The sequence below is a fragment of the Candidatus Symbiopectobacterium sp. NZEC127 genome, from assembly GCF_025962675.1.
Lineage (GTDB): Bacteria > Pseudomonadota > Gammaproteobacteria > Enterobacterales > Enterobacteriaceae > Symbiopectobacterium.
The window spans coordinates 72,353-93,760 of the sequence record NZ_JAGFPG010000006.1 but is presented as its reverse complement, the minus strand read 5'-3'; the positions used below and the strand labels follow the sequence as shown (position 1 = coordinate 93,760).

The 21,408-nt window shown below is 50.8% G+C and carries 18 protein-coding genes; 8 read left to right on the top strand and 10 right to left on the bottom strand.

Translation table 11 applies throughout. The features are described 5' to 3' along the window. Positions 1 to 60: 60 nt before the first annotated feature. Positions 61 to 1,404 carry an NADP-specific glutamate dehydrogenase gene (gene gdhA, locus J5069_RS19255; RefSeq protein WP_264645383.1) on the bottom strand — a complete coding sequence of 448 codons (1,344 nt, stop codon included), beginning with the start codon at positions 1,402 to 1,404 and terminating at the stop codon, positions 61 to 63. Positions 1,405 to 1,844: 440 nt separating this feature from the next. Then, positions 1,845 to 2,279 carry a universal stress protein UspA gene (gene uspA / locus J5069_RS19250; protein ID WP_252317672.1) on the bottom strand — a complete coding sequence of 145 codons (435 nt, stop codon included), beginning with the start codon at positions 2,277 to 2,279 and terminating at the stop codon, positions 1,845 to 1,847. 524 nt (positions 2,280 to 2,803) lie between these two features. Between uspA and uspB the strand changes: the two genes are divergently transcribed. Next, positions 2,804 to 3,139, top strand: coding sequence for a universal stress protein UspB (uspB, locus tag J5069_RS19245; RefSeq protein WP_264645382.1), 336 nt, complete (start codon positions 2,804 to 2,806; stop codon positions 3,137 to 3,139). Between the two features lie 93 nt (positions 3,140 to 3,232). Here uspB and pitA read toward each other — a convergent pair whose 3' ends face one another. Then, complete coding sequence (pitA, locus tag J5069_RS19240; RefSeq protein ID WP_264645381.1) at positions 3,233 to 4,735, bottom strand: inorganic phosphate transporter PitA; 1,503 nt, start codon at positions 4,733 to 4,735, stop codon at positions 3,233 to 3,235. Positions 4,736 to 5,006: 271 nt separating this feature from the next. Between pitA and J5069_RS19235 the strand changes: the two genes are divergently transcribed. Next, positions 5,007 to 6,197, top strand: a complete 1,191-nt coding sequence (locus tag J5069_RS19235) for an NAD(P)/FAD-dependent oxidoreductase (protein WP_264645380.1) — start codon at positions 5,007 to 5,009, stop codon at positions 6,195 to 6,197. Between the two features lie 147 nt (positions 6,198 to 6,344). Here J5069_RS19235 and J5069_RS19230 read toward each other — a convergent pair whose 3' ends face one another. Continuing rightward, positions 6,345 to 7,598 carry an enolase C-terminal domain-like protein gene (locus J5069_RS19230; RefSeq protein ID WP_264645379.1) on the bottom strand — a complete coding sequence of 418 codons (1,254 nt, stop codon included), beginning with the start codon at positions 7,596 to 7,598 and terminating at the stop codon, positions 6,345 to 6,347. Positions 7,599 to 7,936: 338 nt separating this feature from the next. Between J5069_RS19230 and J5069_RS19225 the strand changes: the two genes are divergently transcribed. The 4 genes from J5069_RS19225 (at position 7,937) to tehA (ending at position 12,069) form a co-directional block, all read left to right on the top strand. After that, positions 7,937 to 8,704 (top strand): SDR family oxidoreductase, encoded by a 768-nt coding sequence (locus tag J5069_RS19225; RefSeq protein WP_264645378.1) that lies wholly within the window; start codon positions 7,937 to 7,939, stop codon positions 8,702 to 8,704. Between the two features lie 56 nt (positions 8,705 to 8,760). Next, positions 8,761 to 10,047 (top strand): MFS transporter, encoded by a 1,287-nt coding sequence (locus J5069_RS19220; RefSeq protein ID WP_264645377.1) that lies wholly within the window; start codon positions 8,761 to 8,763, stop codon positions 10,045 to 10,047. An 86-nt stretch (positions 10,048 to 10,133) separates the two neighbouring features. Then, the gene (locus J5069_RS19215; RefSeq protein ID WP_264645514.1) at positions 10,134 to 10,862 is read left to right on the top strand and encodes a FadR/GntR family transcriptional regulator; all 729 of its coding nucleotides are present in this window, start codon (positions 10,134 to 10,136) and stop codon (positions 10,860 to 10,862) included. A gap of 226 nt (positions 10,863 to 11,088) precedes the next feature. After that, a complete protein-coding gene (gene tehA / locus J5069_RS19210; RefSeq protein WP_264645376.1) occupies positions 11,089 to 12,069 on the top strand; it encodes a dicarboxylate transporter/tellurite-resistance protein TehA in 981 nt (326 codons plus the stop codon). 42 nt (positions 12,070 to 12,111) lie between these two features. Here tehA and J5069_RS19205 read toward each other — a convergent pair whose 3' ends face one another. The 3 genes from J5069_RS19205 to norV all read right to left on the bottom strand — a co-directional run bounded on the left by J5069_RS19205 (position 12,112) and on the right by norV (position 15,737). After that, positions 12,112 to 13,011: an EamA family transporter gene (locus tag J5069_RS19205; RefSeq protein ID WP_264645375.1), complete on the bottom strand. Its 900-nt coding sequence runs from the start codon at positions 13,009 to 13,011 to the stop codon at positions 12,112 to 12,114. Between the two features lie 156 nt (positions 13,012 to 13,167). Further along, entirely contained in the window at positions 13,168 to 14,295 is a 1,128-nt protein-coding gene (gene norW / locus J5069_RS19200) for an NADH:flavorubredoxin reductase NorW (RefSeq protein ID WP_264645374.1), read from the bottom strand. Further along, positions 14,292 to 15,737, bottom strand: a complete 1,446-nt coding sequence (gene norV, locus J5069_RS19195; protein ID WP_264645373.1) for an anaerobic nitric oxide reductase flavorubredoxin — start codon at positions 15,735 to 15,737, stop codon at positions 14,292 to 14,294. The genes norW and norV overlap by 4 nt, the downstream gene beginning before the upstream one ends. Before the next feature lie 188 nt (positions 15,738 to 15,925). Between norV and norR the strand changes: the two genes are divergently transcribed. Next, complete coding sequence (gene norR, locus J5069_RS19190) at positions 15,926 to 17,440, top strand: nitric oxide reductase transcriptional regulator NorR (protein ID WP_264645372.1); 1,515 nt, start codon at positions 15,926 to 15,928, stop codon at positions 17,438 to 17,440. Positions 17,441 to 17,679: 239 nt separating this feature from the next. Beyond that, a complete protein-coding gene (locus J5069_RS19185) occupies positions 17,680 to 18,573 on the top strand; it encodes a LysR family transcriptional regulator (protein ID WP_264628070.1) in 894 nt (297 codons plus the stop codon). Positions 18,574 to 18,642: 69 nt separating this feature from the next. On the opposite strand, the gene J5069_RS19180 is transcribed toward J5069_RS19185, so the two are convergent. The 3 genes from J5069_RS19180 to J5069_RS19170 are packed head-to-tail and all read right to left on the bottom strand — an operon-like array spanning position 18,643 to position 21,317. After that, positions 18,643 to 19,977: an MFS transporter gene (locus tag J5069_RS19180; protein WP_264645371.1), complete on the bottom strand. Its 1,335-nt coding sequence runs from the start codon at positions 19,975 to 19,977 to the stop codon at positions 18,643 to 18,645. Between the two features lie 10 nt (positions 19,978 to 19,987). Continuing rightward, positions 19,988 to 20,641 carry a 4-carboxy-4-hydroxy-2-oxoadipate aldolase/oxaloacetate decarboxylase gene (locus tag J5069_RS19175; RefSeq protein ID WP_264627845.1) on the bottom strand — a complete coding sequence of 218 codons (654 nt, stop codon included), beginning with the start codon at positions 20,639 to 20,641 and terminating at the stop codon, positions 19,988 to 19,990. A gap of 13 nt (positions 20,642 to 20,654) precedes the next feature. After that, entirely contained in the window at positions 20,655 to 21,317 is a 663-nt protein-coding gene (locus J5069_RS19170) for an RraA family protein (protein WP_264627844.1), read from the bottom strand. Positions 21,318 to 21,408 lie beyond the last annotated feature (91 nt).

Here is a 21,408-nt window from a genome sequence, read left to right as displayed (position 1 = left end):
CGGCACTCACAGAAATCCCCGCCTAAATCTAAACGGGGATAGCCTCACGAGGCGATATCGTTACACCACGCCTTGCGCCAGCATCGCATCCGCCACTTTCACAAAACCCGCGATGTTCGCGCCGCGCACGTAGTTGGTGTGCTGGCCTTCGCCGCCGAAATCCACGCACGCATGGTGGATATCCAGCATGATGTGGTGCAGACGCGCATCTACTGTCTCCGCTTTCCAGCCCATACGCGCCGCATTCTGCGCCATTTCCAACCCAGAGGTCGCCACACCACCGGCGTTTGCCGCTTTGCCCGGCGCAAACAGCACGTTGGCTTCCAGGAAGGCGTCCGTCGCCTCAATGGTGGTCGGCATGTTAGCCCCTTCGGCCACGGCTTTCACACCGTTAGCAATCAGCGTCTTAGCACTGGTCAGGTCCAGCTCATTCTGCGTGGCGCACGGCAGCGCGATGTCCACCGGAACGTTCCACGGCGTTTGGCCCGGCAGATACGTGAGACCCGCTTCACGCGCATAATCTTCCACACGGCCATAGCGTTGGTTTTTGATATCCTCCAGCAGCGCCAATTTCTCCGGCGTAAAGCCCGCTTCATCCACCACCGTGCCGTTAGAATCCGAAGCGGTAATTACGCGCGCGCCCAGGGACAACGCTTTTTCAATGGCATACTGTGCCACATTGCCTGAACCCGATACCGCAACACGCATGCCCTCAAACCCAAGGCCGTGACGCTCCAGCATCGCCTGGGTGAAATACACCAGCCCATACCCTGTCGCTTCCGGGCGAATCAGACTGCCGCCAAAAGAGAGTCCTTTGCCGGTAAACACGCACGCGGTGTTGTTGGTCAGCTTTTTCATCATCCCGGTCATAAAGCCCACTTCACGACCGCCCACGCCGATATCTCCGGCAGGCACGTCGGTGTCCGGCCCCAGATGGCGATACAGTTCCGCGATCAGCGCCTGACAGAAACGCATTACTTCACCCTGGCTTTTGCCCTTGGGATCGAAATCGGAGCCGCCTTTACCGCCGCCCATCGGCAACGTGGTCAGCGAGTTTTTAAAGGTTTGCTCGAAACCGAGGAATTTAAGGATGGAGAGGTTCACCGAAGGGTGGAAACGCATCCCGCCTTTATACGGACCAATGGCGGAACTGAACTGCACGCGCCAGGCGCGGTTTACCTGCACCTGACCTTTGTCATCGGTCCAGGCAACGCGAAACTGAATAACACGCTCTGGCTCCACCAGACGTTCCAGCAGACTTTGCTCTGCATAGCGCGGATTCTGTTCCAGAAACGGCCACAGGGTAGAGAAAACTTCCCTGACCGCCTGAGCAAACTCCGGCTGATGCGGGTCGCGCTGTTGAACCTGATTGAGAAAACTTTCCAGAGAGACTAATTGAGCCATTACCAACTCCTGCAAAAAAGAGAAAGCGTCCGGTGGACTGTGCTTTTTTTATCCCGCACCCTTTCACGCGCAGCAAAATGCCTGGCCGCGTGAAAACGGTGAGAGTTATGCACGTTAAAAGCCTGTGGGATCGCGGTTGAATGATGTTGTGCCGCTTCGACTATAGCACTGCTGGTGGATATTCAAGCAAGCGTTTTTTAACGCCTTATATGCTTAAAAACCAATGAGATAGGCACTTAACTTCGCATAAAAAATGATAAAAGTTTGTCATAAGTTTCTGTTATATAACAAAAGAAAGTGCAATTCAGTGCACAAAAAGGCGATTAACAGAGGGAAGGTAAAAAAATGCGATCGACTAAAAAATCGGTCAATGTGCAAAAAAATGCACCTGCCAAAACTATCCCCGGCTTAAGGCCGGGGATAGGAAGAGAACGAAGAGGTTACTCTTCGTCATCACGCAGCGGAACGATCAACATGTCCACATGCACAGTGTTGATCAGTTGACGCGCAGAGGACATCAGCTTGCTCCAGAAGTCCTGATGGTGCCCGCATAACACCAGGTCCGCATCATATTTCTTGATGGCATCCACCAATACCTGCCCCAAATCGCCGCTGCCGCTCAGGGTTTCCGTAATCGGATAACCGGCGTTTTTAGAGAGATCGGTCAACGCGTTTTGCGTTTCTTCAGAAATACGCTGCTGCATGTCGCCCAGATTTACGTCGATCAGGCCGGTGTAGAGATCGGAGTAATTGACGTCGACATGAATCAACGAGACTTTGGCATTGTACGGCCTTGCCATCGAGACCGCCTTTTCCACTAACACTTTACTTTCTGGAGAAAGGTCAACAGCAATCAGGATATGTTTATAAGCCATAATAAGCTCCTTCCGTAAAGGCACATTAATGGTTCAGCAGATTTTTCCGCCTGCTAATCTGATACTTAACGGCTTGGCTATAGAATACCACCCCTGCCGATTTTCGTTATGTTCAGCAGATCACACCGCCACATATTTACCTCATTCTGCGAGATGCCCCGCACAGCGCTGGCGCGTTGACGGAATAGCAGCTCACATCAACGGCGATCTGACCGTAAAATTCTCGTACTCATTGATAAGTGTAGTAGAAACGGCTCCTTATCTCGCCCGGATTACCAACGATCCACTGCAAAACCGAGAAAAAGAGTAGAGAAAATTGTCAAAATTATTTGATATTGGTCACTCTGTGGCAAAAATCTGTTTTCCTCTTCTACAATAACAATGAGGGGGATATCAACGTGCCATTCGGTTGCTGAGCCTCTATAAAATCGCGTAATGAACGTGTGGCAAAACGATTCGCAGAAACGCCGTAGGATGTTCACCACATCCTCGTTCTGACGAATAACATTATCCGGGAGGGGAGCATGATCAGTACATTTGCGCTTTTCTGGGCCTTATGCATCGTCTGTGTCATCAACATGGCGCGCTATTATTCCTCTTTGCGCGTACTGCTGATGATCCTGCGCGATTGCGACCCGCTGTTGTACCAGTATGTGGATGGCGGGGGGTTTTTCACTTCCCACGGACAACCCAGTAAGCAGATTCGTCTGGTTCGCTACATTTACGCACAACGCTATCTGGAACACCACGATGAGGAGTTTATGCGCCGCTGTGAGCGAGTACGAGGCCAGTTTATGCTGACCTCCGCACTGTGCGGACTCATTCTGGTGAGTCTGGTGTCCATGTTGATGTGGTATTGATCGATTGGGTATTTAACAATGTGTAACCAACAAAGATAAAAGGCGATTCTCTCGAATCGCCTTTTTATTACGTGCGGTTTCAACCCTGACGGATTAAATCAGTTTCAGCGCCAACCAATAGAGCACGCCTGACATCACCAGAGAAACCGGCAGCGTAAACACCCAGGCCAGCAGGATGTTCTTAACCGTTTTGCCCTGTACGCCGCCGCCATCAACGATCATGGTGCCCGCGACCGCCGAGGAGAGAACGTGGGTGGTGGACACCGGCATACCGGTATAGCTCGCCACACCAATCGACAACGCCGCTGTTACCTGCGCAGACACCCCTTGCGCGTAGGTCATGCCACGTTTACCGATCTTCTCACCGATAGTCACCGCGACGCGACGCCAGCCCACCATGGTGCCCAGAGAGAGCGCCAATGCGACAGCAACGATAATCCATAACGGCGCGTACTCAACGGTTTTCAGCATATCTTGACGCAGATTGTTCAGATAGCGTCGGTCTTCCGACGTGGTTTCCGGCAGCTTCGCTACCTTGTCCATGGTATCCGCAATGCACATCAGCAAACGGCGCACGCGACCGCGATCCTCAGCATTCAACTGGTCATAACTCTTCAGGTTATTCAGCAGACCCAGTGAACGCTCAATGGCGATCATGACGCGAGAACTGTCGCAGTGGAACTCTTTCACGCCATTAGCAGGCAACACCGTTTCTGTCGCCGGTACCGGCGTAGAGAGGTCGATGACGTGTGTGAGCGCATCGCCGTGCTGTTGATAGAACTCCTGCAAGTTGACGACCGCATCACGCGTGCGACTGATCTCATAGCCGGAAGCGCTCATGTTGACGACAAAGCCGGCAGGCGCAACGCCAATCAGCACCAGCATGATCAGGCCGATACCTTTCTGACCGTCGTTAGCGCCGTGGGAGAAGCTAACGCCGATAGCGGAGATAATCAGCGCTGTACGCGTCCAGAACGGCGGCTTACGTTTGCCATCCAGCTTTTCACGATCGGCAGGCGTGAGGTGAACACGTTTACGTTTCTTGTTGCTATTCCAAAAGCGCAACAGCACAAACAACACCAAGCCTGCGACCACCATCCCCACAATCGGAGACAGAATCAGTGACAGGAAGATGCTGATCATTTTGGGAACGTTGAGCGCATCCACGACGGACGTGTCGGTGAGCAGGGCGTTGGTTAAACCAATCCCGATGATAGAACCAATCAAGGTGTGAGAGCTGGAGGCCGGTAAACCAAAGTACCAGGTGCCCAGGTTCCAGATAATCGCCGCCAGCAGCATGGAAAACACCATGGCCAGGCCGTGCGCAGAACTGACGTTAAGCAGCAAATCAGTAGGCAGCAAATGCACGATGGCATACGCCACGCTCAACCCGCCTAGCATCACGCCGAAAAAGTTAAACAGTCCGGCCATGACAACCGCATATTCCGCCCGCATTGCGCGCGTATATATAACGGTGGCAACAGCATTCGCCGTATCGTGAAAGCCGTTAATGGCTTCATAGAACAGAACAAATACCAGTGCCAAAATCAGCATCAGACCGGTATGAAAATCAACCCCGGTAAATAAATGTAGCATAAGCGTTAGGCCATTTGTGGTCATGAACGCGGCGCATTATCTGCGACAAGCCTAAACGGGAAAAGGAAAATATGACTTTTTTTTGACGAAAAGATGACCAATTCGGCTATTGGTCAGATTTATCTTAATAAAATCAAAAAAATACATATTCTTGTATAAATATACATTTTGTTACGCTGGCATCCATTCGCACCTGACACTACAATCAGCCGCCCGGTTATTATCGGGAAAATGCTTACTTTTTAGGTTGCCCTTGCTAGGAGAGCGCACTGTGGAATCGTTTGATGTTGTCATTGTGGGTGCAGGTGCTGCCGGTCTGTTTTGTGCCGCGCAGGCCGGACAACGCGGACTGCGCGTTCTGCTGGTGGATAACGGCAAAAAACCGGGTCGCAAGATATTGATGTCGGGCGGCGGCCGCTGCAACTTCACCAATATGTACGCCGAGCCAGCTGCTTATTTGTCTGAAAATCCGCATTTTTGCAAATCCGCACTGGCGCGTTACACCCAGTGGGATTTTATCGATCTGGTCAATCGACACAGTATTGCTTACCACGAGAAGACCCTTGGGCAGCTGTTCTGTGATGACAGCGCGCAGCAGATTGTGGATATGCTGATGCGCGAATGTGAACTCGGCAACGTACAGTTTCGTCTACGCAGTGAACTCCAGAGTATTGAACGGACGGGCTCAGCGTTCACCCTCACCTTTGCCAATGGCACAGTGATCGTTCCACAGGTGGTGATTGCCAGCGGCGGACTTTCCATGCCGGGGCTAGGCGCATCCCCCTTCGGTTATCAGGTCGCACAGCAGTTTGGCCTTAAGGTACTGCCCACACGCGCAGCGCTGGTACCGTTTACGCTGCATAAACCGCTGTTGGAGCAGATACAGACCCTGTCTGGCGTTTCCGTGCCCGTGGTGGTGACGGCGAAAAACGGTGTCAGCTTTAAAGAGAGCCTGCTGTTTACCCATCGCGGCCTTTCAGGCCCGGCCATCCTGCAACTCTCGAGCTATTGGCTACCGGGCGAAAGGGTGACGATCAATCTGTTGCCACAGCACGATCTTAACGCGCTGCTTGCCGAGCAACGTGCGGCGCACCCCAATCAGAGCCTGAAAAATACGCTGGCGCTGTGGCTGCCGAAACGCCTGGTCGAGTGTCTGCAAACGTTGGGATTGGTGCCCGAGGTGTCACTTAAGCAACTACAATCCCCCCAGACAGCCGCGCTCACGGAAAATCTGCACGCCTGGCAGGTGCAGCCCAACGGTACGGAAGGCTATCGCACCGCAGAAGTCACGATGGGCGGAGTGGATACGCGTGAGTTATCGTCAAAAACCCTTGAAGCCAGTAAAGTACCGGGCCTCTATTTTATCGGCGAAGTGGTGGACGTTACCGGCTGGCTGGGAGGCTATAACTTCCAGTGGGCATGGAGTTCCGCCTGGGCGTGCGCGCAGGCGTTAACACGCTGATTTGGGATAGTAAAGTGGACACAAGTTTTGCAAACACAATGAATCGCCCTATCCCATTTCCCAAAAGCCCGGCCTAAGGCCGGACGTATTGTTAACCCCGTTGATGCCGGAGATGCGCATTAACGGTATCGCACCGAGTGTGTCACCTCATGGACGAGAGGCTGTGCCGTCTGGCGTACGCGCCATCGTCCAGGATGGGATGCCCCCCTCACAGGGATATTTAGCGGCTTTATCTTCATCAATATCGATGCCCAAACCAGGCTTGTCGTTCAGGTAGGCGTAACCCTGATCGATCTCTGGACACCCAGAGAAGACCTCACGCAACGCATCATTCATTGGCGTATATTCTTGAATACCGAAATTCGGTGAGCTCAGATCAAGGTGCATATTGGCACAAACCCCGACTGGCGAGATGTCACCCGGTCCATGCCAGGCGGTACGCACGCCGTTCAGCTCACTGTAGACCGCCAGCTTCTTCGCTGGCGTGATGCCGCCAATCGTGCTGACATGGCATCGAATGTAATCGATTAACTTGTTATCAATTAATGGCTTCCATTCGTTCACGTTAACGAATAGCTCGCCCATCGAGATCGGTGTAGATGACTGCTGACGCAACATTTTCAGCCAGTCGATATTTTCTGGTGCAACCGGATCTTCAAGATAAAACAGCTGATACTGTTCGAGCGTTTTTGCCAGATTGATGGCCGTTACCGGCGTGACGCGTTCATGCACATCATGAATAAATTCAATGCCAAAACCCAGTTTGTTGCGCAGATGGTCGAACAAACGCGGAACGCTCTTCGCATAGGCATCAGGATCAAAATAAATACCGGGGGTTTTGCTTCTTGGTGAACGCTTCGGTTGAATATTTTTTGCGCGTGCCAGTTGTGTGGCAATTAACTTCAAATCGTCTGTTCCAGCACCACCATACATCCCCATCTGGCAGCGAACATATTGATAACCTTCTTCCATACGGGCGCGGATATTATCTTCCACCGCCACTTCATCGCCCCCGTCAGTGTGGCAATACAGTGGGATACCATCGCGACATTTTCCACCCAGCAAGTCATAAACCGGCATTCCGGCAAGTTTGCCTTTGATATCCCATAGCGCCATGTCCACGCCGGACAGCGCGTTGTTCATGATGGGGCCGTTACGCCAGTAACCGCTGACTGCACCGGATTGCCAGATATCTTCAATACGGGTGGGATCTTTACCGATCAGAAACGGTGCCATGTATTCATCAATCGCATTTTTCACGGCAAAAATTCGCTGTGTGAACGTCGCGCACCCAAGACCATAGAGCCCCGGCTCATTGGTCTCGACCTTGACGACGGCCAAATCAATGCCACCGGGTGCCGTAAGAATGGTTTTTACATTGGTAATCTTAAGGTTACTCACTTTAACTCCTCAATTCAGCAAATCAACGCCATGTCATACCGAGGAGGACAACACGGCGAAATATTTGTAGGTCGTCCTACAACTTCACGTGTTATATCACGCTTTACAATCCCACAGTTCCTTGAACGTTCATTTTGTGACAAAGGTCAAAAAACGTCAAATCGAAGATATAGTTATTCATTAAATACAATGAGTTATACAACTTCAGATAAAGAGAGATAAGCGTTATTTGTGATCCGTATTGCAAAATCATTTTTGTATTGTTGATTTTACAAAAGTGAAAATCCACTCTTAAATAAGACAGTCGTCATACAAATATCAAGCGTGAGGAAAATTACATGACTGCTTTATTTGATTTAACGGGGAAAACAGCACTGGTCACCGGTTCTGCACGGGGTTTGGGGTACGCCTATGCAGAGGGGCTGGCCGCCGAAGGCGCACACGTTATCCTCAATGATATACGTGACACGCTCCTGACTGAGTCCGTTGATAAACTGAGAGCCAAAGGCTACACCGCCTATGGCGTAGCCTTTGATGTTACTAAAGAAGACGCGATTGAAAACGCGTTCAACCAACTGGATGAACAGAATATTCATGTTGATATTTTGATCAACAACGCAGGTATTCAATATCGCAAACCGATGGTGGAACTGGAACTTGAGAACTGGCAAAAGGTTATCGACACCAACCTGACGAGCGCCTTCTTGGTCTCACGAGCCGCTGCCAAGCGAATGATTGCGCGCAACACCGGGGGAAAAATTATCAATATCGGTTCATTGACCAGCCAGGCAGCAAGACCGACCGTTGCACCTTACACCGCAGCGAAAGGTGGAATAAAAATGCTTACCTGTTCAATGGCTGCTGAATGGGCGCAATTTAATATCCAGTCCAACGCGATTGGACCAGGATATATTCTGACCGATATGAACACCGCATTGATTGAAGATGAAAAATTCGATAACTGGGTGAAAAGCAGTAATCCCTCCCAGCGCTGGGGCCGCCCGGAAGAACTGATTGGCACGGCGGTATTCTTATCGTCAAAAGCCTCTGACTACATTAATGGTCAAATCATTTATGTCGATGGTGGTTGGCTATCCGTTCTGTAATTGTTGCTTTATTTCCAAAAATACAGATTACAAAACAATAACATGGAATATGAATCATGATTCAAAGCATACAAGCAAAATTAGCGCCGATACGCTGGCGTAAATTAATTCCGCTCGCCTTCATTACTTATAGCCTTGCGTATCTGGATCGTGCGAATTACGGTTTTGGCGCAGCATCCGGTCTGGCAGAAGATCTTAATATAACACCGGGAATTTCATCCTTATTAGGTGCCTTATTTTTCTTGGGGTACTTCTTTTTCCAGGTTCCAGGTGGAATTTACGCTGAAAAGCGCAGCGCTAAAAACCTCATTTTCTGGAGCCTGATACTTTGGGGCATACTCGCCACTGCGACAGGAATGGTGCATGACGTCAAAGTGTTGGCGGTCATTCGCTTTCTTTTAGGCGTGGCGGAAAGCGTTGTGATGCCAGCCATGTTGGTATTTTTAAGCCACTGGTTTACAAAGAAAGAACGATCGAAAGCGAATACGTTTCTGTTTCTCGGCAACCCGATTACGGTGCTTTGGATGTCGGTACTTTCCGGCTACCTTGTTGAAGCATTTGGTTGGCGTGGGATGTTTATCATTGAGGGCGTACCCGCAATTATTTGGGCAGCCATCTGGTGGTTTGTTTTTGTAGATAGACCAGCTGATGCTAAATGGTTGACTGAAAAAGAGAAAAAAGATATTGAAGCTGCATTGGCAGCAGAACAAACCAATATCCAGGAAATTAAAAACTACAGTGAAGCATTTCGTTCCAGAAAAGTGTTGTCACTCTCCTTTATCCACTTCTTCTGGAATATCGGAATGTATGGCTTCATTATGTGGCTGCCTTCAATTCTGAAATCTGCGTCTGGACTGGGTATTGTCGCCACCGGTTGGTTATCAGCGGCACCTTATCTCCTCGCCGTTCCCATGATGCTGGGTGCGTCATGGTATTCCGATAAGTTTCTGAACCGAAAGATTATTGTTCTGCTCTTCTTAGGTCTTGGCGCCATCTGCTTTATTGGTTCCTTTACTGTTGGTGCATCCAATTTCTGGCTGTCTTATGTGCTTCTGATGGTTGCAGGTGGGGCAATGTATACCCCTTACGGTCCCTTCTTTGCCGCTATTCCTGAAATGATCCCTCGTAACGTGATGGCAGGCGCAATGGCCTTTATCGTCAGTTTCGGTGCGCTTGGCTCGTTTGTGGGTTCGTGGATTGTCGGCTATCTGAATGGCCTGACCGGGGGTCCCGGTGCGTCTTACATCTTTATGGGCGGAGCACTGGTGCTTGCTGTTTTCTTGACCTCGGTCACAGCGTTTACCAGCACAACCTCTTCTCTGAGCAAAGCACAGGCGTACTAATGCAAAGCGCCCTGATGGGCGCTTTGTTCTTAAAAGTGAAATGTTATACAATCGCTTTCTTCAAGACATCTATAGCGGGCCCCATCTTGAGCATAAAATCCATTCAAAAACACAATGTTGTAAATGAAATTTATGATCAGATCAGCGGAAAACTGCTAGACGGCAGTTGGTCCCCGGGGAGCCGTCTTCCCTCGGAAGCAGAACTCACGGCCGCCTTTAACGTCAGTCGCGTTAGCGTGCGCAGCGCAGTACAGCGTTTTCGAGACTTGGGTATCGTAGTCACACGCCATGGTAGCGGCAGCTTCGTGAGTGAAAACTTTACGCCGCAGATGCTCAGCAACGATCCCAGACCAATCATGCATCTGAGCCGCGAAGAATTCCACGATATGATGATTTTTCGCCAAACAGTGGAATTTAAATGCGTTGAGTTAGCGGTAACACATGCCACCGATGAGGATATGCGCCATCTCGAACAAGCCCTCAACAACATGCTCATCAACAAAAGCGATTATAAAAAATACTCGGAAGCAGATTACGAGTTTCATCTTGCCATCGTCAGGGCATCGCATAATAGTGTGTTCTACAACGTAATGAACTCGATTAAAGACATTTATTACTACTATCTTGAGGAGCTTAACCGCGCATTGGGTATTACTCTTGAGAGTGTCGAGGCACATATCAAAGTATACATGTCCATTAAAAACAGGGACGCGCGTACGGCTGTAGAAGTCCTTAATGAAGCGATGTCTGAAAATATTATCGCCATCGAAAAAATCAAATCATCGGCAAACGACACCGATCAGTCGATACGCTAATTAACGTCCCCGTTTCTTTTGGGTGCCAAACGCGCCAAAACCATCACAGCATCGTCCCTTATAGAGAATGACGACCAGCAGAAAATTTATTACTACCTTGTTAAATAACATAATATTTTACGGTCTCACCCTTTAGCCATTTTCCATAATGATATTGATCGACCGCATAGACGAAAACACCAGCCCTCGTTAAAACTAATCCACTTTTTTTGACAGTATAAACAGCATGAATTCTCTCTTAACCAACCGTTCATCTTTTCTGGATCTACCGGCAGGCTATTTCGGTATTGTTCTCGGCACCATAGGGGCAGGTTTCGGATGGCGCTATGCCGCCACAATCTGGTCAATAACCCCGGTCATCGGTGAAGGTCTGGTGATACTGGCAATCCTCATCTGGGCATTGTTAGCCATTGCTTTTATATACCGCCTGATCCGGTTCCCGAGCAGTGTTAAACACGAAATCGAGCACCCGCTCATGGGCAGCTATATCAGCTTATTCCCTGCAACGACCATGCTGGTGGCAATAGGCTTCGTTCCCTGGTGTCGACCGCTCAGCGTGGCGCTGTTTATCACCGGAGCGGTCATCCAACTGGCGTATGCAGCCTGGCAAAGTGCCGGAATATGGCGAGGAAAACATCCGCACGACGCAACCACACCGGGACTTTATCTGCCCACGGTTGCGAATAACTTCATCAGTTGTATGGCCTGCGGCGCACTGGGATACCACGATCTCGGCATTCTGTTCCTCGGAGCGGGTATTTTCTCATGGTTAAGTCTGGAACCGGCTATTCTGCACAGAATGCGTAGTCACGGGGAAATGCCAGCGCCGGTAAGACTTTCCCTTGGCATACAGCTTGCCCCTTCTCTGGTGGCATGCAATGCCTGGCTGGCAGTTAATGGCGGGCAGGCTGATACCTTTGCAAAACTGCTGTTTGGCTACGGCTTGCTACAGTTGCTATTTATGATCCGTCTGATCCCATGGTATCTGAAAGGGCCGTTCAACCCCTCATTCTGGAGTTTTTCATTCGGACTCTCTGCGCTTGCCTCTACCGCGCTCCATTTGGGATATGAAAGTTCAGAAGGTGTGTTGCCGGTGCTTGCACTCCCCCTGTTTGTTTTTAGCAATGCCCTGATTGCTCTGCTTATTATCCGAACGCTTCTGCTGCTGTTGCAAGGCAAGATGCTGAGGTATACCCCGTGTCCCTAGACAAATAACCACGAGAGAATAACGCGTGGTTAGGGTTTGCAATCATTGATGCAGCTTCCCCCTGGCATCCATGGCAATCAACAGCACGGATGAGAGAATAAGCAGCGTGCCAAGCCAGTCCGGCAGCGTGAAGGTAATGCCCAGTAGCAGCAAGGACAACACCGCACTGGTCAGCGGCTCCGCACAGCTGAGAATACTGGCCTTCTGGCCGCCAATCAGCGATGCGCCCTTGAGATACAGGCTAAACGTCACGGCGGTACCCACGATAATCAGGTAGAAGAAGGCAAACAGGCCCAGGCCGTTAACCGCAATATTCTCTTCCGGCAGCAGGAAGAACGGCATCATCGATACCCCGGCAATAAACATGCTCCACCCCACCACCAGCAACGTGCCGTGCCGGGATATCAGGCCCGAGGAGTAAGTGGAATAGAAGGCGGCAGCAAAGGCGGAAGCAATACCCCAAATCAGCGCCGCAGGCGAGATCGACAGCGATGTCGGATTACCGTGCGTCACCAGTAAAAAAGTGCCCGCCAGCGAGGTCAGTATCGCAGCGCACACGAACACACCCGGCAACTTTTTCCGCGTCAGCGCAAACCAGGTGACAATCACCGTCGGGGAGAGAAACTGGAGGATAGTCCCGGTTGCCGCGTTTGATTTTTCAATCGTGACCAAAAAGGTAAACTGCACCGTCAACGTACCGCACAGGCTGAAAATAAATAACTTGATGGCCTCTTTCTTCTCGCTGAACACGCTGAAAACCGGCTGGCCTTGCAAGAAACCGAGCATTAACAGAATGATGCCGGAAAACAGCAGACGCGACATTGTCAACCAACCGGCCGAAATGTGCAGATGTTCCATCAAGTATTGGGCGCAGACGCCGGAACTGCCCCACAGGATGGAGGCGATTAGCACGTACAACATGCCTTTTTTGGCAAGACTCATCACAACCTCATGGTGGAATAAAACGGAGTAAGGCGACACTTATCAATCACGCTCGCTGCACGCGACCAATACGCTATCGCCCTATGCCCTACACCATACTGAAGATAGACAGCCTTTTCGATGGAAAAGCCGAAAAAATCACAGCCATACACCAGGTTATAGCGCTTTTAGCAGCGCGAACGCCTCTTTCATCCGATCTTCACTCACCACAAAGGCGCGCAACGTGCCCTCCGCATCCATTCCCTGCGCCACCATGCCCTGCGGTGCAGTGGTAATCTGCCAGCGTAAGTCACTGCGGCCTGATTCTCCGGCCAGATGTAACGGCAGCGCCGGTGTTTTCACCTTCACCAGCATGGCGGGTAGCGCGAGAGCGGTGTTAACGCCAAGCAACGTTTTCGCCAGTGCGATAGCGCTTAGCTGGATCGGTTGCAGAAATGGCCGCACCTGCCCCGCAATTTCGGCGCAGTCGCCTAACGCATAGATATCCGCCTGGCTGGTTTGCAGCATGTTGTCTACCACCACGCCGCGTCGGGTGATAATCCCGGCACGCTGTGCCAGCGCCGTTTCCGGGCACAAGCCAGTCGCGGCCACCACCACATCCACGTCACACAGGCGATCGCCATCGAATCGGGCGCGAATGCCTTTCTCGGTCTGCTCCAGCGATTGCAGTTTTGCTTTCAGTAACAGGTGCGCCCCCATATCGACCAGGCAGTGTTGCAAGCGGCCACTCACTTCCGGCGGCAGCAATGTTGGCAACACGCTGGCAGCGCAATCTGCCAGCGTAACCGTCTTACCGGCACGGCAAAAGTCCATTGCCAGTTCAGTGCCAATCAGCCCGGCGCCTACCACCAACACCCGCCGCGCATCCTGCAACTGCGCTTCACACGCGCGGTATTCTTGCTGGCTGTTCAACGTCAGCATCAGTTCATGCCCCGGCACCGGTGGCACCGACGCGGAAGCCCCCGTTGCCAGCACCAGCTTGTCGTAACCCCACTCGCTGTCGTGACTTTTTATCCGGCGCTGTGCGACATCAATATCGGTAACCCGCGTGTTAGGGTAGAGCCGTAGCTGATATTGCTCCGCAAACGCCCCCATCGACTGACGCGTGAGATCGTCGGCGCGTTGCCCTTGGCTTATCACATGGCTGAGATCGGGTTTGTTATATTCATCCATGCTGTCAGCCGCAATCAGCGACAGCGGGATCACCGCATCCTGCTTGCGGATATTCTTCACCAATTGGCGCGCCGCGAAGCCTGAGCCGATAATAACGATACCCTGACTCATACAGCCTCCATCGCCAGTTCATCAAATACCGCCTTACCCAAAGAACATTCCGGGCACAGGAAACTGTCTGGCACCTGGCTCCACGGCGTTCCGGGTGCCACGTCCTGCATCGGCTCACCGCGTGCCGGGTCATACACCCACTGGCAGACGCTGCACTGCATCTGCGGCCCCAGATCGGCAGCGGCTTTCGCTGCACAGGCGCAGGCTTCTTGTTGCGGCGTTGCGCGCACTGCCTCCGGCAACGGGGAGAGCGCCCACTGACGGCCAATTTCACGCCCGTGCTCACGGCATATTTCCAGCGCATCGATATCAGGACGCCATTTGGCCTTCAGGGCAATGGTGGTTTCGAAACCGGCATCCATCAAACGGGTTTGCACGCGATCGACCGCACCGCCGTTCCAGCCATAGCTGCCGAAAGCAGACGCTTTCTTGTTGCGAAAACGCAGCCCCGTCAATTCCTCCAGCATGCCCGCCACTTTGGGCATCATGACGTTGTTCATGGTGGAAGAACCCACCAGAACTCCCTTGGAGCGGAACACATTCGTCAGAATCTCGTTCTTATCGCTGCGTGAGATATTGAAAATTTTCACCGCGACGCGCGGGTCGACGTCGTTGATGCCCTGCGCGATAGCATCCGCCATCATGCGCGTGTTGTTGGACATGGTGTCGTAGAAAATAGTGATGCGATCTTCCTGATAATCCGCCGCCCATTTCAGATACAGCTCAACGATTTGCGTTGGGTTATCTCGCCATACCACGCCGTGTGAAGTGGCGATCATATCGACCGGCAGATTAAAGCCGAGGATCTCCGTGATTTTAGGCGTCACCAGTCGGCTGAACGGCGTCAGGATGTTGGCGTAGTAGCGCTGGCACTGCTCAAACAGTTCAGTTTGGTCAACTTCGTCGTTAAACAAGCGCTCATCGCAGTAGTGCTGACCGAATGCGTCGTTACTGAACAGCACCGCATCGCCCGTCATGTAGGTCATCATGCTATCCGGCCAATGCAGCATCGGCGTTTCCACAAACACCAGCTGTTTGCCATTGCCAATATCCAGGGTGTCGCCGGTTTTCACCACGTGAAAGCGCCATTCCGGGTGATGGTGATGGCCGTTGATGGAGTCAATGGCATTGGCGGTGCAGTAGATAGGCGTATTGGGAATTTGCGACATCAGCTCGGTTAACGCGCCCGCATGGTCCTCTTCTGCATGGTTGATAATGATGTAATCGATCTGCGCCAGATCGATTTCTGCGCGCAGGTTCTGGACGAAATCGCGGCTGAACTTGTGGTCCACCGTATCGATGAGCACGTTTTTCCCTTCACGAATCAGGTAACTGTTATAGCTGCTGCCGCGCAACGTTTTGTATTCGGTGCCGTGAAAATCACGAACTTCCCAGTCACGTTGTCCTACCCAGTGGATGTTGTTCTTTACATGAATAGCCATATCAACCTCAAATTTATGCAGTGATGCGAATAAGATAGTCAGGCTATATCAATTGCCGTGCCATGTTTTTAACATGCTGTTTTTAATCTACTTGTTGTTTTTATCGAATAAATAAAATGTCATAATGACTATACTTATCACAGTCATTATGACATTCTTCATTGTCAATTTGACTGTCAGGGGTAGCCATGAGTTTTTCCGTTAACGTCTTGGCGAAGATTGCCATTGAACTGCAAAGCGGCATCGGCCATAAGGATCGGTTTCAGCGCCTTATTACCACCCTGCGCCAGGTATTGGATTGCGATGCCTCAGCCCTGTTGCGCTATGAAACGCGGCAATTTATCCCCCTGGCCATTGACGGTCTGGCATCGGACGTGTTGGGCCGACGCTTCGCGTTGGAAGCGCACCCACGGCTGGAGGCGATTGCGCGCGCGGGCGATGTGGTGCGTTTCCCCGCCGACAGCGATTTACCCGACCCCTACGATGGATTGATCCCCGGTCAGGAGACGTTGAAAGTGCATGCCTGTATCGGCCTGCCGCTGTTTGCCGGGCAGAATCTGATTGGCGCGCTCACCCTGGACGGGCTGGCTCCGGATCAATTCGATACCTTCAGTGATGAAGAGCTGCGTCTCATCGCCGCGCTAACGGCTGGGGCATTGAATAACGCACTGCTGATCGAGCAGTTGGAAAGCCAAAACATCCTGCCCGCTGCCGCTCCCGCCTTTGAAAAGGCCGCGCATACCGAGATGATCGGCCTTTCTGCGGGTATGACTCAGCTTAAAAAAGAGATTGAGATAGTCGCCGCGTCCGATCTCAACGTGTTGATTGGCGGAGAAACCGGCACCGGAAAGGAGTTGGTCGCTCAATCTATTCATCAGGGTTCAGCCCGTTGTGCAAACCCGCTTATCTATCTCAACTGTGCAGCCCTGCCGGAAAGCGTGGCGGAAAGCGAACTGTTCGGGCATGTTAAAGGGGCGTTTACCGGTGCTATCAGTCATCGCAGCGGCAAGTTTGAAATGGCTGATAAGGGCACGCTGTTCCTCGATGAAATCGGCGAACTCTCTCTCGCCTTGCAGGCCAAATTGCTGCGCGTTCTGCAATACGGTGACATACAGCGCGTGGGTGATGACCGCAGTCTGCGCGTTGATGTGCGCGTGCTGGCGGCAACCAATCGCGACTTACGCGAAGAGGTGCTGGCGGGACGTTTTCGTGCCGACTTGTACCACCGTCTGAGCGTATTCCCACTTCTGGTGCCTCCCCTGCGCGAACGCGGCGATGATGTGATTCTTCTGGCCGGGTATTTTTGCGAGCAGTGCCGGGTAAGGCTGGGGCTGACCCGTGTGGCACTCAGCCAACGTGCACACGCCCTACTGCTTACTTACGCCTGGCCGGGGAATGTACGGGAACTGGAGCATGCCATCCACCGTGCCATCATCCTTGCTCGCGCTGAGCGGGCCGGTGATCACGTCGTGCTGGAAGCGCACCACATTGCGCAGCAGGGTGCGCCCGAGCGCCCGGTGCAGGAGAGCCAAAACGTTGCACCAACGCCCAACTTACGCCATGCCACGGAGGATTTTCAGCGCAACGTGATTAGCCAGACGTTAGCCCAGAACGGACACAACTGGGCAGCCAGCGCCAGAGCGCTTGACATGGATGTTGCCAATCTTCATCGGTTGGCGAAACGCCTGGGGATCAAACCGTAATTCTGCACGGCCAGCGCCCTAACGCAGGGCGCTGCTTGATAATGCTGTGAGTAAAAGGAAAGCGTTATTTGTTGTTACGCACCATTATTTATTACACTGAAATAAAAACACCCGATTTAATTATTTATAACAACGACAGCCTCACACTGTCTCTTCTTTTATCATTCTCGATAAATTTGAAAAAAATGAGCACGCAAGATATCATTAAATAACATGTCCACCAGGATAAGAGTCTGCCTTTGAATATCAAACAACTGCGCTATTTTTGTAAAGTGGTTGAAACGGGAAGCGCCAGTCAAGCAGCAAAAATGCTCGATCTGGCACCTGCTGCAATCAGCATGCAAATTTCGTCACTTGAAAAAGAGCTTAACGGTGAGTTATTCAATCGTAGTTCTCGTCCAATGACCTTAACCCGTCTCGGGGAATTTATCTATCAACGAGCACCCGAGATCATCTTTAATATCGAGAAGCTTGAAAAAGATGCCTGGCAATACGTTAACAGCAAATCGATTACGTTAACGCTTGGGTTCGTTCGCTCCGTGATGTTTAACCTGATTCCAGAAACGATAAAATACTTCGCTGACACACACGGGCATATCGAAATAAATCTGAAAGAAGTGCTTTCCGAGTATCAGCCTGAGTTGCTATTGAACCATGAGCTTGATATCGGCTTCACACGAGAAATGGATAACGATAATTTTATTGGTCATGAACTCAATCATGAACTGATACTGATTGATCCGCTTATCGCTGCGATTCCTAAAAATCATTATTTAAGCAAGAAAAAATATATTACGCTGCGTGATTTTTGCAACTCCCCCTTTATCATTTTCCCCAGCGATCCCAAAAGCGGTTACTCATTGCGCGTATTTGAAAAATTTGATGAATACGGTATTCGCCCAGCCGTTTCACATCGCGTTGTTGAAATTCACACAGCATTGGCATTGGTGGGAGCCGGATTAGGCGTAACACTGGTGGGAAAAACCACCATTCCCAATAACCGGCAAGATATCATCTTCCTGCCAATTGAGGATTTTCGCTGCCTCAGCTATATCTACGCAGTTTATAACCCAAAAAACACCAACCCGAATATCCATGCCTTTATTGATACCATGAAAAAGATCGCTGAATAATAGGGTGAAAAAAGGGAAGCATACATTCCGCTTCCCCGGTACTGACGTTTATTATCTCAACCGCAAGGGTTAGGCGTCACAGTTTTCCATCGGTTCATCAATGGTTACCACGACTAAAAAGGTGAGTAGTGAAATGCCCGCCATAAACAGAAACACAGTATTCCAACCATAATGGTCAAGAATCAATCCGGCAATAAAGGGCGTCGCCGCACCGCCTAATTGCCCCCCCATGTTAACAATGGCATTGGCAACCGGGAATTTATCTTTGGCTACGAAAGACATGGGATAAACCATGTAGGCAGAGAAGCCAATGCTCAGCAACAAACCGGTCATAAACAACAGTAATGCACACAATACTGGATTAGCCGGCATATACAGCAGGCACAGCATCATTACCGATGTCGAAACGGCCGAGAGCAACATGCCCGGCTTTCTGCGTTTATCCAGCAGCGTATCAGAGAGGATACCGCCCAGCAGATTACCCAGCACCGCACCGACCCAAGGTGCCGCAGAGACAAACCCCATACCGACCACAGAAAGGTTTTTTTCTGACAGCAGATAGGTAGGGATCCAGGCCAGCAATAGGCTGGAAATCCCTAACTGACAGCAATAGCCCAGGCCGCAACCAAACACATTCCATGAGCGATACACTTGCTGGGTTGTGGTTACTTTAGGGGTATTGCGCACCCGAATAAACCGGTCCAGGTAAGGTATCCGTTTGTAGACTTTCTTCTCCTGAACCTGCGCCGCCGTCCGCTTTTCATTGATGATGTCAACTTCCTGTTGGTTGACGAAGCTGGACTCAGAGGGCTTGTCCTTCACAAACAGGAACCACATAACCGGCAGGAGCAGTCCCGGAAGGGCAAAGAACAAAAAAACCTCTTTCCATCCCCAATGCAGGATAATAAACGAACCGATGATCGGCGTTATCACGGGGCCAAGCTTGATAGAAGAAAGAAAAATGCCGGAGGCGATGCCTTTTTCTTTCGACGGAAACCAGTTGTTAATGGTGGAGGTTACGCCAATAGGCAGTGGGCCTTCAGCAATACCTAACAACACCCGGCACAATTTAAGTTGCAGAATAGACCCGGCAAATCCCGTCAGGGCCGTCGCGATGGAGGTCAGAACCATGGATGACGTGAAGACTTTCCTCACACCAAAACGCGTAATCAACCAGGCCGAAGGGATCTGGATAAAGGCATAGGCCAACAGAAACAGGCTGACAAGCGCACCGGCTTCCGCATTGGTCATGGTAAATTCTTTTCTGATAAACGGTAGTGCTACCCCCAGATTGGCCCTGTCTGCTGCTGCAATGGTATAAATCAGGAAAAATAAGAAGGCGACCCACCACCGATGATGGGTCGGTTTAACCCCTGATGCCGCCTGTTCTATATTCAGACTCATTTTCAAAACCTCATTTTAAATCGAGAGAATCAAAGACACGGTTCAGCTGCATCAATTCCGCTGTTGTCGCACCCTTGATAATTTTATTTTTATAGTTATTTTCTTTTTCCTCTCTCGCGTCGGAGAGTTTAATAACGTTATCAACCTGTTCGCGTTCAATGACGACCAGACCATCCGAATCGCCGACCACGATATCACCGGAACGGATAATACAGTCACCAATAATCAATGTTCCATTGAACGTGCCTGGTTGTTTTTTCTCCGTTCCTCGAATAGAGATCCCTCGGGCAAAGACAGGAAAACCAGATTCGATAATCGCATCACTGTCCCTTACCGCGCCATTAACTACCAGTCCCGCCAGACCAATATGCTGCGCTTGTGTTGTCAGCACATCCCCCCAAATACCAGCAGCCGTAAAACCATCACAATTAATAACCAGTACATCACCTTTCTTTGCATGCATTAAGGCGTAATGCACCATCAGGTTATCACCGGGACGCATGTGTAACGTTAAGGCCGGCCCCGCCATTTTCATGCCGCGAGCCAGGGGTTTTATGGCTTCAGACAATGCCCCAACAGCCCCTTGCGCTTCATAAACGGTTGCGCTTCCCAGTCGAATTAAATGTTCGACAACGGCGTCAGTCAGCGTATTTTCATTTTTCACGATATGGCCTTATTTATAAAGAGGGATTGCGTTGTAACAGGTGGTAATTATGCTTCTTTCTGGCGGCGGAAATAGACATTCCTGCCAGAGCATCCTGAACAATGCGCTCTTCGATGGCTTTCATTTCCAAAGCGCGATCAATTACCCGAGCAATATGTTTTTTACCAATCACTACCGCACCATCAATATCGGCCACCATCAGGTCTCCGTGATTCACTAATACACCACAGATATTAACGGCACCGGTTACTGCGGCAACCTGAACCCTGTCTTTGCCTGTACGCATATAATGACCGCAGGCATAGATCGGGTAATGTGCATTTATCGCCTCATCGGTATCGCGGCTTACACCATTAATAATGGTTCCGGCAATACCTTTAGCTGCCGCCACCTGACTTAAAATGCCGCCCCATACGGTACAATCCTGTCGGCCTGCATTATCAATAACAATGACATCGCCCTTCTCAACCTGATCGATATAATCTCCAACCGAGCCTGGATTATCAGGATCGACGGGAACATAACGGACTGTCCAGGCCCATCCTGCTATTTTTTGATTTCCCGTAATCGCCTTCAAACCCAGCAATGTCCCAGGCAAAGAAAAGAAATCAAGCGCATCAGCAAGTTCCGGAGTCGTCAGCGTTTTGGCCTTTGCTAAATATTCAACATCATTCATTGCGAACCTCTAAATAAAAAAACATTTCGCCATAAATATCCAAAATAGCCGCACAAGCCGCAACGGTGCATTGCTGAATCTAAGTTCAGAA